Source organism: Pseudomonas sp. 10(2024) (genome assembly GCF_045164175.1).
GTDB classification, from domain to species: Bacteria; Pseudomonadota; Gammaproteobacteria; order Pseudomonadales; family Pseudomonadaceae; genus Aquipseudomonas; species Aquipseudomonas alloputida.
Map to the genome: position 1 here is coordinate 308307 of NZ_CP174006.1, position 12286 is coordinate 320592.

Here is a 12286-nt window from a genome sequence, read left to right on the forward strand (position 1 = left end):
TAAAAATCACAGACAACAAAAAACCCGCACTAGGCGGGTTTCTTGTTGTCGCTTCGGGTAACTTTGCAACCACCAGAAGCTTGAAGGTGGTGCCCAGAGACGGAGTCGAACCGCCGACACGAGGATTTTCAATCCTCTGCTCTACCGACTGAGCTATCTGGGCGACGAGGTGAATTAAATAGATTTCCGGACCGCTCGTCAACGACTTTTTGAAAAAATTTTAAATTAATTCCGTCGCTTACGATTTTTGGGGTCATTCGGCCGGTGGAACGTAGCCTTCGGCCTGGGCGTATTCTTCGCCGGCGAAAAACTTGTCCATCTCAGCCTGGAGGAATTTGCGGTCCTCGGCGTTCATCATGTTCAGGCGCTTCTCGTTGATCAGCATGGTCTGGTGCTTCTGCCAGTCGGCCCAGGCTTTCTGCGAGATGTGTTCGAAGATGTCCTGGCCCTTGGCTCCGGGATAGGGCGGGCGTTCCAGGCCTGGCAGTTCTTCTTGGTATTTGCGGCACATCACGGTGCGGGTCATCGGGCGTCTCCTGCGATCAGTTCGTCGGCCGCGCGTTCAAGCAGCTTTTTCACCGGGGCGGCGAGGCCCAGGCGCGGCGGGGTGGCGAGGTTATACCAGAGCCAGTCGGCCTCGGCCACGTGCTCGCCGACCGGGTCGACGTGCACGAGCCAGGGCTCGATCGCCAGCTGGAAGTGGCTGAAGGTATGGGTCAGGCCGTCCATGGCGTGGCGGCCAGCCAGGCGCAGGCCGTGCTGGTAGGCCAGGTCGTCGAGCTGGGCGATGTCGTCCAGTTCCGGCAGGCTCCACAAGCCCCCCCAAAGGCCGCTGGAAGGGCGGCGGTAAAGCAGGATGGCACCTTCGTGGTTGGCCAGCAGTGGCATCAGTGTGCGCCGTTGCGGCAGCGCCTTGCGCGGTTTGGGCTCGGGGTAGCGGGTTTCTTCGCCGTGCAGGTGCGCTTCGCAGCCGCGCTGCAACGGGCAGATCAGGCAACTGGGCTTGCTGCGCGTACACAGCGTGGCGCCCATGTCCATCATCGCCTGGGTGTAGTGGTTGGCGCGTTGTTGCGGGGTAAAGCGCTCGGCGGTGGCCCATAGCTGGTTGGCAACCTTGGGTTCGCCAGGGTAGCCGGCCTGGGCGGTGTAGCGTGCCAGCACGCGCTTGACGTTGCCGTCGAGGATCGGCGCGCGGATGCCCATGCTGATGCTGGCGATGGCGCCGGCAGTGGAGCGGCCAATGCCGGGCAGCTCGGTAAGCTGCTCGACACTGCGCGGGAATTCGCCGCCATGTTGCTCGACGACGACCTTGGCGGCCTTTTGCAGGTTGCGTGCGCGGGTGTAGTAGCCCAGGCCCGTCCACAGGTGCAGCACTTCGTCCTCCGGTGCTTCGGCCAGGGCTTGCACGGTTGGCAGGGCCTGCATGAAGCGGTCGAAGTAGTTGAGCACGGTGCTGACCTGGGTCTGTTGCAACATGATTTCCGACACCCACACCCGGTACGGCGTGATGCCCTGTTGCCAGGGCAGGTCGTGCCGGCCGTGCTCGTCATACCAGTCCAGCACTGCGCTGGAGAACTGCTCGGGGCTCATCGGTTGAACAGCCCCTTGAGCGCGTCTTTCAGTTCCGGGCTCACTTTGTCTCCAAGTTTTTCGTCAAGTTTTTCATCGATCTTGTCTTTCAGGCGGTTGCCGGCCAGCTTGGCGGCAACCTTGCCCAGGCCGTTCTGGTCGAGGCGGCAGGCCTTTGCGCCAAGTTCCAGCGGACCACGGCAGCGCAGGGGGACTTCAACACCCACATAACGTTCGTTGACCTGGCAGGCCGGGTCCGGCATGGCACGCTGGTCGCCTTCGACGACTATGCCGATGTTGTAGTCCATGCCCAGCACGCGCAGGTCAAGGTCACCATGGCCATTGACGGTCAGGCCCGGGATACGCGCCTTGAGGTCCGGGTTGCTGGCGACGCCATTGCGTACCACCAGGCTGCCGCGCAGCTCCTGGAACGGGGTGTCCTTGCCGCGTGGTTCGCTGCTCAGCGTCTTGCGATTGAGCGTGGCGATGGCTTGGCACAACTGCTGTTCCAGGTTGGCATTGACCAGCACGCCATCGTTGATGGCGAAGTTTGCGCTGCCGTTCAGGGTGTCGACCAGTGCTTTCTGGCTGTTACCAGTGGCTGTCAGATCGCTGGTCAGGGTCAGCAGGCCCTTGACCGGCGGCGTCTGTTCCTTGCCTTCGGTCTTGATGAAGTGTTCCACCGGCACCCGCTGGATATTGGTGTTCACACCCAGCTGTGGCACGGCAGGGCGCACGTCGACCGTGCCCTTGGCTTCGAAGGTGCCGTTGTACAGCTCTCCGCGCAGGGTTTGCAGGGTCAGCAGGCCGCCTTGGCCAACGGCCTTGAGCTGGGCGCTCTCGATCGGCAGCTTGTCCAGGGTCAACGAGCCGAAGGCCAGGTCGGCCTGCAGGTCGAGGGCGCGCAGACGGTCGACCGGCAGCAGCTTGTCGTCGCTCCATGCCACTTGTGTTGGGGCGTTGGGCAGTGGTGTGGTGCCGGCACCGGCTACGGCGCTGGCCTCTTGTTGCTTGACCTCGGCCTGGCGCGCAGCGGTGGCGCCCTTGGCTTCTTCGCTCTTGGCCGGCAGGTAGCGGTCGGCGTCGAAGGTGTCGCCCTTAAGCTGCAGGCGCAGGGCTTGTTTGGCGAAATCTTCGACGGCCACGCGGCCGCTGAAGGTGCTGTCGTCCAGCTTCACTGCCAGGTCTTCCAGGGCCAGGCTGCTGGGCGTGCCCTGCAGGCGAGTCACCAGCTCCAGCTTGGCGAAGGCGGCCGGGTCGTTGGTGGCCGGCAGCGGGTGGCCAATGCTTTCAAGGAAGGCGCGCAGGTTGAACTGGGCGATGGACAGGCCGCCGCTCAGCTGGGGTGCTTTGTCCAGATCACGCACGTTCAGCTCACCGAGGGCGCGCAGTTGGTTGGCCGAGACTTTCAGGCCGTTCCATGAGGCGACATTGGCGGCCAGGTCGACCAGCAGTTGGCCTTGGGCGGCGAAGGTCACGGTCTTGCCGCCGGTAGGCTCACCCGAGGTCTCGCCCGACAGGCGCATGTCTTCGAAGTTGTAGCGCTTGAGCTTGCGGTCGAAGCGCAATTCGCCGGCCAGCTCGGTACGGGCCTTGATGCTCGGTTGGCTGGCGCTGATGAAGGCGCTGGCCTTGAGCGCAATGTTTGCGCCTTCATGGATCGGGCCGGTGCTCAGCTGGATGCTTTCGGCGCTGTAGCTGTGGCCGGTCTTGGCATCGGTGTACTGCACGCGGGCGTTGTTCACGGTCAGGCTGTCGATGTCCAGCTTGATGGCGCGGTCGTTGCTGTTGGTGGTCGCAGGCGTCTGCTCGGCAGGTGCCTGTGCGGATGCATCGGTGCTTGCGCCATTCTGCGCGGGCAGCGGCTTGCCGATGTCCTCCCAGTTGCCATGGCCCTGTTCGTCACGCGCCAGGGTCAGGTTCAGGCCCTCGACACGTACGTCGCTCATTTGCACTTCGCGGCGCAGCAGCGGCAGCACACGGACCGAAAGGCCAAGCATCTGCAGGTCAGCGAACGGTTCCTTGGATTTGTTCAAGGTGGCGATGCTGGCTTCGTGCAGCTCCAGGCCCAGCCACGGGAACAGGCTCCAGCCGATGTCACCGTTGAGGGTCAGTTCGACGTGCGCCTTGTCGCGTGCCAGCTGGCGAATCTCGTCTTTGTAGTCGTTGGGATCAAAGAGGTGGGTCAGGGCGAAGCCCAGCGCCACGATGATCAGCAGTAACCCGAGAAGCCCCAGTCCCAGGATTTTGCCGAACGCTTTCATGGGCGAGTCCTTTTAGTCCGTTAGTGAGTTCAGGCGGCAGAGTATAACGCTGTCGCGGTTACCCCCGCTTGTACGACTAGAGATGTAGGAAATTCCTACGCCTGTATCAGAGAGTATGGCTTTCGACAGCCTAATATTGAGCTTTTGCCGGGAACATGACCGTTTCAGTCAGGCAAAAATGAACGATGGCAGATTGCTTTCATGCTGCTTGATGCTGCTACCCTTGCGCCGCTTTGCGAGCACCCTCCCTATAACAAGGATCAGATTCATGACCAGTACCGTCGCGACGGGAAGCTCGGCCAGTGAGCCAGGCTTCCTGTCGAAGGAACGCATAATCGCCCGCCCGGGCTTCAACCGCTGGCTGGTCCCGCCAGCTGCCCTGGCCATTCACCTGTGCATCGGTATGGCCTACGGCTTCTCGGTATTCTGGCTGCCTTTGTCGCAAGCCCTGGGGATCACCGCCCCCGTCGCCTGTGCGGCAGACATGGGCTTCATGGCCCGGATGTTCAGCGCCGAATGCGACTGGCCAATCTCGATGCTGAGCTGGATCTATACCCTGTTCTTCGTCTTCCTCGGCTGCTCGGCGGCGGTGCTGGGCGGCTGGCTGGAGCACGCCGGCCCGCGCAAGGCTGGCCTGGTGTCGGCCTTGTGCTGGTGCGGTGGCATGCTGCTTTCGGCGATAGGTGTGAAAACCCATCAGCTGTGGCTGATGTGGCTTGGCTCGGGCGTGATTGGCGGTATCGGTCTGGGCCTGGGCTACATCTCACCCGTGTCGACCTTGATCAAGTGGTTCCCGGACAAACGCGGCATGGCCACCGGTATGGCGATCATGGGCTTCGGCGGCGGGGCCATGGTCGGGGCGCCGCTGGCCACCGCGCTTATGGGGCATTTTGGCAATGAGCACGAGGTTGGCGTATGGCAGAGTTTTGTCGCCATGGCGGCAATCTACTTTGTGTTCATGACCGCTGGCGCCCTGGCGTATCGCGTACCACCGACCGGCTGGAAGCCTGAGGGCTGGGCTGCGCCGTTGAAGAATGCCGGTAACGCCATGGTCACCGACCGTCATGTGCACGTCAGTGTGGCCTGGAAGACCCCGCAGTTCGCGCTGATCTGGCTGGTGCTGTGCCTGAACGTGTCGGCGGGCATCGGCATTTTGGGCATGGCGTCACCGCTGCTGCAGGAAGTGTTCGCCGGTAAATTACTGGGCAACGAACTGACCTTCAGCCAGCTGAGCACTGCGCAGCTGGCGCAGATTGCCGCGATCGCCGCCGGCTTTACCGGCCTGCTGAGCCTGTTCAACATTGGTGGCCGGTTCTTCTGGGCATCGTTCTCCGATTACATCGGCCGCAAGAACACCTACTTTGCCTTCTTCGCCTTGGGCGTGGGCTTGTACAGCCTGGTGCCTAACATGGGTCACCTGGGCAACGTGGCGCTTTTCGTGGCAGCGTTCTGCATCATCCTGTCGATGTATGGCGGTGGTTTTGCAACCGTGCCGGCCTACCTGGCCGACCTGTTCGGCACGCAGATGGTGGGTGCCATCCATGGCCGCCTGCTGACCGCCTGGGCGGCAGCGGGGGTGCTGGGGCCGGTGCTGATCACCTACCTGCGCGAGTATCAACTGGCAGCGGGCGTGGAGCGGGCGGCGGCTTATGACATGACCTTGTACATCCTCGCGGGTCTGCTGGTGCTGGGCTTTATCTGCAACATGCTGGTGCGCCCGGTGGCCGACAAGCACTTCATGAGTGATGCCGAACTGGCGGCCGAGCGGGCGTTGAGCCATGACAAGGGCGCCGATGGGGCGCGGTCGCTGGAGTGGAAAGCGGCGCCAGGCAGCCTGCCACTGGTGCTGCTGGCCTGGGCGGTGGTGGTCGTGCCGTTGGCCTGGGGTGTCTGGGTGACCTTGCAGAAGACTGCTGTGCTGTTCCATTGATCAGCAGGGGGGGCGCGCTGCGCCCCTTTCGCAGATGCAGGAGCGGGTCGTTGTGGTTGTATAGACCTGTAGCGGCATCCAGCCCGCGTAAAACCTGGCTTTGCCATATGTCATCCGCGTTTCAAGCTGGCGCGTTCTGGGCCTATAATGAAACCCTTTTCGCCCAATGATTTTGCGGAGCTGGTGATGGTTGAACGTAAGGCTTCCGTCGAGCGCAATACCCTGGAAACCCAGGTCAAGTGCTCGATCAACCTCGATGGCAGTGGCAAGGCCCGATTCGATATCGGTGTGCCCTTCCTTGAACACATGCTGGACCAGATCGCCCGCCATGGGTTGATCGATCTGGATATCGAGTGCAAGGGTGACACGCATATCGACGATCACCATACCGTCGAAGACGTCGGCATCACCCTGGGCATGGCATTCGCCCAAGCTATCGGTGACAAGAAAGGTATCTTCCGCTACGGCCACGCCTACGTGCCGCTGGACGAAGCGCTGTCACGCGTGGTCATCGACTTCTCTGGCCGCCCAGGCCTGCAGATGCACGTGCCGTATACCCGTGCAAGCGTTGGCGGCTTCGATGTCGACCTGTTCCAGGAGTTTTTCCAGGGCTTCGTCAACCACGCCCTGGTAACCCTGCATATCGACAACCTGCGTGGCCACAACACCCACCACCAGATCGAAACCGTATTCAAGGCTTTCGGCCGCGCACTGCGCATGGCCATCACCCTCGACGAGCGTATGGCCGGGCAGATGCCTTCCACCAAAGGGTGCCTGTAAATGCAAACGGTAGCCGTAATCGACTATGGCATGGGTAACCTGCACTCGGTGGCCAAGGCGCTTGAGCACGTAGGTGCCGGTAAAGTGCTGGTTACCAGCGATGCCTCAGTGATCCGCGAGGCCGACCGTGTGGTGTTCCCGGGCGTGGGCGCGATTCGCGACTGCATGGCCGAGATCCGCCGCCTGGGCTTCGACAGCCTGGTGCGCGAAGTCAGCCAGGACCGCCCGTTCCTCGGCATCTGCGTCGGTATGCAGGCGCTGCTCGAGCACAGTGAGGAAAACACCGGCGTCGACTGCATTGGCCTGTTCCCTGGCCAGGTGCGCTTTTTCGGCAAAGACCTGCAAGAAGAGGGCGAGCACCTGAAGGTGCCGCACATGGGCTGGAACGAAGTCAGCCAGACCATCGACCACCCGCTGTGGCACGACATCCCTGACCGCGCACGTTTCTACTTCGTGCACAGCTACTACATCAATGCCGGCAAGCCGGGCCAGGTGGTGGGTCGCGGTCACTATGGCGTCGACTTTGCCGCAGCGCTGGCCGACGGTTCGCGTTTTGCCGTGCAGTTCCACCCGGAGAAGAGCCATACCCATGGCCTGCAGCTGCTGCAGAACTTCATCGCCTGGGACGGGCGCTGGTAAATGAGCAGGTCGAAGACCAAGGCCCCGACCATCACCCTGGCCCCCGAGCAGGAGCGCGAAGCGCTCGACACCTTGAAGCGCTTCCTCGAAGACCGCTTCGAGCTGCAGCTGGGGTCGTTCGAGGTGGCCGAGGTCCTCGAGCTGTTCAGCAAAGAGATTGCACCCCATTACTACAACAGGGCGATTGCCGATGTTCAGCTGCACCTCAAGGAGCGGTTCGAGAGCATCGAAAGCGACCTGTGGGCACTCGAGAAGCCCTGAAACCCAACAAATAGACAGGTTCCCAAGATGCTGATTATCCCCGCTATCGATCTGAAGGACGGTGCTTGCGTGCGCCTGCGCCAGGGCCGCATGGAAGACTCTACGGTATTTTCCGACGACCCCGTGAGCATGGCCGCCAAGTGGGTCGAAGGTGGCTGCCGCCGCCTGCACCTGGTCGACCTCAACGGCGCCTTCGAAGGCCAGCCGGTCAATGGTGAAGTGGTTACCGCCATCGCCAAGCGCTACCCGAACCTGCCGATCCAGATCGGCGGCGGTATCCGTTCGCTGGAAACCATCGAACACTACGTCAAGGCTGGCGTCAGCTACGTGATCATCGGCACCAAGGCCGTCAAGCAGCCCGAGTTCGTCGCTGAAGCGTGCAAAGCCTTCCCGGGCAAGGTCATCGTCGGCCTGGACGCCAAGGACGGTTTCGTCGCCACCGACGGTTGGGCCGAAGTGAGCTCGGTGCAGGTCATCGACCTGGCCAAGCGTTTCGAGGCCGATGGCGTCTCGGCGATCGTCTACACCGACATCGCCAAGGACGGCATGATGCAGGGCTGCAACGTGCCCTTCACCAAGGCACTGGCTGAAGCCACCCGTATCCCGGTGATCGCCTCGGGCGGCATTCACAACCTGGGTGACATCAAGGCCCTGCTGGACGCCAAGGCCCCGGGCATCATCGGCGCCATCACCGGCCGTGCCATCTACGAAGGCACCCTGGATGTCGCTGAGGCCCAGGCCTTCTGTGACAACTACCAAGGCTGAGGACTGAACCATGGCACTGGCCAAGCGCATTATCCCTTGCCTGGACGTGGACAACGGCCGGGTGGTCAAGGGCGTCAAGTTCGAGAACATCCGTGATGCCGGCGACCCGGTGGAAATCGCCCGTCGCTACGACGAGCAAGGTGCCGACGAAATCACCTTTCTCGACATCACCGCCAGCGTCGATGGGCGCGACACCACGCTGCATACCGTCGAGCGCATGGCCAGTCAGGTGTTCATCCCGCTGACGGTAGGGGGTGGCGTGCGGACCGTGCAGGACATCCGCAACCTGCTCAACGCCGGTGCCGACAAGGTCTCGATCAACACCGCCGCGGTGTTCAACCCAGAGTTTGTCGGTGAGGCGGCGGACCGTTTCGGTTCGCAGTGCATCGTTGTCGCCATCGATGCCAAGAAGGTGTCCGGGCCAGGTGAAGCGCCGCGCTGGGAGATTTTCACTCACGGCGGGCGCAAGCCGACCGGGCTGGATGCAGTCGAGTGGGCGAAGAAGATGGAAGGCCTGGGCGCTGGCGAGATCCTGCTGACCAGCATGGACCAGGACGGCATGAAGAACGGCTTCGACCTGGGCGTTACCCGCGCTATCAGTGATGCGCTGGGGATTCCGGTGATTGCCTCGGGGGGTGTGGGTAACCTGCAGCACCTGGCAGACGGCATTCTGGAAGGGCATGCCAGCGCGGTGCTGGCGGCCAGCATCTTCCACTTTGGCGAGTACACAGTGCCGGAGGCCAAGGCCTACATGGCTTCGCGCGGGATTGTCGTTCGCTGATCCATTGATCGGGGCTGCTTTGCAGCCCTTCGCGGGCACGCCCGCTCCCACAGAGATCTCAGCAACCTGGACTGCCCCCAAGAGTTGGATTGGTGTCCAACTTCTTGGGGGCAGTCCAAACCTGTGGGAGCGGGCGTGCCCGCGAAGGGCCGCGAAGCGGCCCCAATTGCTTCAACCGTGGTTCTTGCCGAGCAGCGCGTGATAAAGCTCGGTATCCCCGAGTATCCCCACCACCCTGTCGTTATCCTGCAGCACCAGCTTGTTGCCGGTTTGATAACGAATCTGCAGTGCCTCACGCATGCCGATGTCGGCGTGCACCACGGTCGGCCTGCGTTCCAGCAGCTCCACATCTTGCCCCGGTGCCCATTTCTGCATGTCCAGCCCGTTCTGGCCTCGGCGTGCACGCTTGAGCGCGCCGCCTTCGCCAAGGTCCAGCCACGAATCGATACCTGGGTCCAGGCACACCGAGCCATTGACCCGCTTGCAGTTGTCCAGGCTGCGCATGAGGCTGCGCCCGCACAGCACGTTCAGCGGGTTGGTATGGGCGACGAAGGTGCGCACGTATTCGTCGGCCGGGTTCAGCACGATCTCCTCCGGCTTGCTGTACTGGATGATCCGACCGTCCTTCATGATCGCGATTCGGGTACCCAGTTTCAGCGCCTCGTCCAGGTCGTGGCTGACGAACACGATGGTTTTGCTCAGCTTGGCCTGCAGGCCAAGCAGCTCATCTTGCAAGCCCTGGCGGATCAGTGGATCCAGGGCCGAGAACGGTTCGTCCATCAGCAAGATGTCGGCATCCATCGCCAGCGCCCGGGCCAGGCCCACGCGCTGCTGCATGCCGCCAGACAGCTCATCCGGCTTCTTGTTGCGCCACTGGGTCAGGCCCACCAGCTCAAGCTTCTCGTCGACCAGCTTGCGCCGTTCCTTTTCCGGGCGACCCTGCATTTCCAGGCCGAAGCTGATGTTCTCGCGCACCGTCAGCCAAGGCATCAGGGCAAACTTCTGGAACACCATGGCAATGCGCTTGGTGCGCATCATCTTCAGCTCGGCCGCGGAGCAGTTGGCAATGTCGATGTGCTTGCCTTCGTGCTCGACGAACAACTTGCCACGGCTGACCGTGTTGAGGCCGTTGATGCAGCGCAGCAGGCTCGACTTGCCCGAGCCGGACAAGCCCATCAGCACGCAGATCTCGCCTTTGTTGATATCGAGGTTGGCCTTTTCGACACCCACCACCAGGCCGGTCTGCTTGAGGATCTGCTCGCGGGTCTGGCCTTGGTCCAGCAGCGCCAGTGCCTCGCGCGGCTTGTTGGAGAAGATGACGTCGACGTCTTCGAAACGAATGATGCTCATGCCTCACCCCTTACCGGCAGTTCCGGTTGCTTGCAGATACGGTCGAGCATGATTGCCAGCAACACGATCGCCAGGCCCGCTTCGAAGCCCAGGGAGATATCGGCGGTGTTCAGTGCGTTGACCACAGGTTTGCCCAGGCCATCAGCGCCAACCAGGGCGGCAATGACCACCATCGACAGCGACAGCATGATGCATTGAGTGACACCGGCGGCGATGCTTGGCATCGCGTGCGGCAGTTCGATACGGGTAAGCAGCTGACGACGCGAGCAGCCAAAGGCCTTGCCGGCGTCCATCAATTCTTGCGGCACGTCGCAGATGCCCAGGTAGGTCAGGCGAATGGGCGCGGCAATGGCGAACACCACGGTGGAGATCAGTCCCGGCACCACGCCCAGGCCGAACAGGGTCAGGGTAGGGATCAGGTAGACGAAGGTGGGCACCGTCTGCATCAGGTCGAGCACCGGGCGCATGGCGGTATAGAACATCGGCTTGTGCGCGGCGAGGATGCCCAGTGGCACGCCGATCACCACACATACCACCGTGGCGAAAGTGACCTGCGCCAGGGTCTCCATGGTTTCCTGCCAGTAACCAAGGTTAAGGATCAGCAGGAACGACAGGGCGACAAATGCGGTCAGTGCCCACTTGCGCTGGATGAAATGCGCCAGGGCGGCGAACAGGGCGATAAGCACGAACGGGTTGAAGAAAGTCAGGGCGCTGGTGACGCCATGGATCATGAACTCCAGGCCTTGCGCGATGGCGTCGAAGTAATTCGCGCCGTTCTGGGTCAGCCATTCGACGAACGACGCGATGTACTGGCCCAGGGGTATTTTCTGATCGATAAGCATGATAGCGAGCTTCCACCTGCATAGATTGAAATCAACCCGGGGCAGGCACGGTCCTGCCCCGAGGTAGCGCTACTGCGTAGTTCGTTATTGCGTAAGCTTGGCCTTGACCGCCTCCAGGCCAGGTTTGCCATCCACGGTGGTAACGCCGGCCAGCCAGGCATCCAGCTTGCCTGGGTTGTCCTTGATCCATTTCTTGGCGGCGGCTTCGGGTTTCATCTTGTCGTCCAGGACATAGCCCATCATGGTGCTTTCATCCTTGAGCTCGAACGACAGGTTCTTAAGCAGTTGGCCAACGTTGCTGCATTCCTGCGTATATCCCTTGCGGGTGTTTGTCAGCACGGTCGCCTTGCCGAAGTCGGGGCCGAAGAATTCGTCCCCGCCGGTCAGGTACTGCATCTTGAAGCGGGTGTTCATCGGGTGTGGCTCCCAGCCCAGGAACACCAAGGCCTCGCCGCGTTTCTGCGCGCGATCAACCTGCGACAGCATGCCCGCCTCGCTGGACTGCACGATCTTGAAACCGGCGTCCTTCAAGCCAAAGGCGTTCTTGTCGATCATGCTCTGGATGGTGCGGTTGCCGTCGTTACCCGGCTCGATGCCGTAGATCTTGCCGTTCAGTTCCTTCTTGAACTTGGCAATGTCGCTGAAATCCTTCAGGCCCTTGTCGTACAGCGCCTGGGGGACTGCCAGGGTGTACTTGGCGTTTTCCAGGTTGGCGCGCACGGTTTCTACCGTGCCGGCATCGCGGTACTGCTTGATGTCGTTCTCCATGGTCGGCATCCAGTTGCCGAGAAACACGTCCAGGTCCTTGCCGGTGGCCAGCGACTTGTAGGTCACCGGTACCGAGATCATGGTGGTGTGGGTTTTGTAACCCAGGGCTTCGAGCACAACGCTGGTGGTCGCGGTCGTGACTGTGATGTCGGTCCAGCCGACATCGGAGAAGCGTACAGTCTGACATTGCTCGGGTTCGGCTGCTTGGGCCAGCAATGGCGCGGACAGCAACGCAACCAGCAACAGCGAGGGTGAACCTTTCATGGATGGACTCCTGAGATATTGTCTTCGGGTTCGCGTGGGTCGCCGGGCTTTCTGAGGGTCCGGTCGACCAGGC

At 61.9% G+C, this 12286-nt stretch carries 12 protein-coding genes and 1 tRNA gene; 6 read left to right on the forward strand and 7 right to left on the reverse strand.

Annotation, left to right across the window (positions count from 1 at the left end):
- Positions 1-87 precede the first annotated feature (87 nt).
- The 4 genes from ACI7M0_RS01320 to ACI7M0_RS01335 form a co-directional block, all read right to left on the reverse strand.
- Positions 88-163, reverse strand: a tRNA-Phe gene (locus ACI7M0_RS01320).
- A gap of 90 nt (positions 164-253) precedes the next feature.
- Entirely contained in the window at positions 254-526 is a 273-nt protein-coding gene (locus tag ACI7M0_RS01325; RefSeq protein WP_003255742.1) for an oxidative damage protection protein, read from the reverse strand.
- Positions 523-1590: an A/G-specific adenine glycosylase gene (mutY, locus tag ACI7M0_RS01330; protein WP_010951654.1), complete on the reverse strand. Its 1068-nt coding sequence runs from the start codon at positions 1588-1590 to the stop codon at positions 523-525. The genes ACI7M0_RS01325 and mutY overlap by 4 nt, the downstream gene beginning before the upstream one ends.
- Positions 1587-3833, reverse strand: a complete 2247-nt coding sequence (locus ACI7M0_RS01335) for an AsmA family protein (protein WP_129932071.1) — start codon at positions 3831-3833, stop codon at positions 1587-1589. Before ACI7M0_RS01335 ends, mutY begins: the two co-directional genes overlap by 4 nt.
- Before the next feature lie 268 nt (positions 3834-4101).
- On the opposite strand from ACI7M0_RS01335, the gene ACI7M0_RS01340 reads away from it, so the two are divergent.
- The 6 genes from ACI7M0_RS01340 to hisF all read left to right on the forward strand — a co-directional run bounded on the left by ACI7M0_RS01340 (position 4102) and on the right by hisF (position 8989).
- On the forward strand, positions 4102-5763 hold the full coding sequence (locus ACI7M0_RS01340) for an OFA family MFS transporter (RefSeq protein WP_064490891.1): 1662 nt from the start codon (positions 4102-4104) through the stop codon (positions 5761-5763).
- Positions 5764-5949: 186 nt separating this feature from the next.
- A complete protein-coding gene (gene hisB / locus ACI7M0_RS01345; RefSeq protein WP_003255736.1) occupies positions 5950-6543 on the forward strand; it encodes an imidazoleglycerol-phosphate dehydratase HisB in 594 nt (197 codons plus the stop codon).
- Entirely contained in the window at positions 6544-7182 is a 639-nt protein-coding gene (gene hisH, locus ACI7M0_RS01350; RefSeq protein ID WP_014589369.1) for an imidazole glycerol phosphate synthase subunit HisH, read from the forward strand. It begins immediately after the preceding gene.
- Positions 7183-7443 (forward strand): DUF2164 domain-containing protein, encoded by a 261-nt coding sequence (locus ACI7M0_RS01355; protein WP_003255734.1) that lies wholly within the window; start codon positions 7183-7185, stop codon positions 7441-7443.
- A 27-nt stretch (positions 7444-7470) separates the two neighbouring features.
- The gene (gene hisA, locus ACI7M0_RS01360) at positions 7471-8208 is read left to right on the forward strand and encodes a 1-(5-phosphoribosyl)-5-[(5-phosphoribosylamino)methylideneamino]imidazole-4-carboxamide isomerase (RefSeq protein ID WP_003255731.1); all 738 of its coding nucleotides are present in this window, start codon (positions 7471-7473) and stop codon (positions 8206-8208) included.
- Positions 8209-8218: 10 nt separating this feature from the next.
- Positions 8219-8989, forward strand: a complete 771-nt coding sequence (hisF, locus tag ACI7M0_RS01365; RefSeq protein WP_003255729.1) for an imidazole glycerol phosphate synthase subunit HisF — start codon at positions 8219-8221, stop codon at positions 8987-8989.
- A 171-nt stretch (positions 8990-9160) separates the two neighbouring features.
- Here hisF and choV read toward each other — a convergent pair whose 3' ends face one another.
- From choV to ACI7M0_RS01380, 3 genes are all read right to left on the reverse strand, one after another.
- On the reverse strand, positions 9161-10339 hold the full coding sequence (gene choV, locus ACI7M0_RS01370) for a choline ABC transporter ATP-binding protein (protein WP_129932072.1): 1179 nt from the start codon (positions 10337-10339) through the stop codon (positions 9161-9163).
- A complete protein-coding gene (choW, locus tag ACI7M0_RS01375) occupies positions 10336-11184 on the reverse strand; it encodes a choline ABC transporter permease subunit (protein ID WP_172830946.1) in 849 nt (282 codons plus the stop codon). The genes choV and choW overlap by 4 nt, the downstream gene beginning before the upstream one ends.
- Positions 11185-11265: 81 nt before the next feature.
- A complete protein-coding gene (locus ACI7M0_RS01380; protein WP_104960619.1) occupies positions 11266-12213 on the reverse strand; it encodes a choline ABC transporter substrate-binding protein in 948 nt (315 codons plus the stop codon).
- Positions 12214-12286 lie beyond the last annotated feature (73 nt).

Excerpts from the sequence above, each read along its gene's own strand:
- hisF (WP_003255729.1), top strand. The coding sequence starts at position 8,219 with ATGGCACTGGCCAAGCGCATTATCCCTTGCCTGGACGTGGACAACGGC.
- hisA (WP_003255731.1), top strand. The coding sequence starts at position 7,471 with ATGCTGATTATCCCCGCTATCGATCTGAAGGACGGTGCTTGCGTGCGC.
- ACI7M0_RS01355 (WP_003255734.1), top strand. The coding sequence starts at position 7,183 with ATGAGCAGGTCGAAGACCAAGGCCCCGACCATCACCCTGGCCCCCGAG.
- ACI7M0_RS01325 (WP_003255742.1), bottom strand. The coding sequence starts at position 526 with ATGACCCGCACCGTGATGTGCCGCAAATACCAAGAAGAACTGCCAGGC.
- hisB (WP_003255736.1), top strand. The coding sequence starts at position 5,950 with ATGGTTGAACGTAAGGCTTCCGTCGAGCGCAATACCCTGGAAACCCAG.
- ACI7M0_RS01380 (WP_104960619.1), bottom strand. The coding sequence starts at position 12,213 with ATGAAAGGTTCACCCTCGCTGTTGCTGGTTGCGTTGCTGTCCGCGCCA.
- mutY (WP_010951654.1), bottom strand. The coding sequence starts at position 1,590 with ATGAGCCCCGAGCAGTTCTCCAGCGCAGTGCTGGACTGGTATGACGAG.
- ACI7M0_RS01340 (WP_064490891.1), top strand. The coding sequence starts at position 4,102 with ATGACCAGTACCGTCGCGACGGGAAGCTCGGCCAGTGAGCCAGGCTTC.
- choV (WP_129932072.1), bottom strand. The coding sequence starts at position 10,339 with ATGAGCATCATTCGTTTCGAAGACGTCGACGTCATCTTCTCCAACAAG.
- ACI7M0_RS01335 (WP_129932071.1), bottom strand. The coding sequence starts at position 3,833 with ATGAAAGCGTTCGGCAAAATCCTGGGACTGGGGCTTCTCGGGTTACTG.
- hisH (WP_014589369.1), top strand. The coding sequence starts at position 6,544 with ATGCAAACGGTAGCCGTAATCGACTATGGCATGGGTAACCTGCACTCG.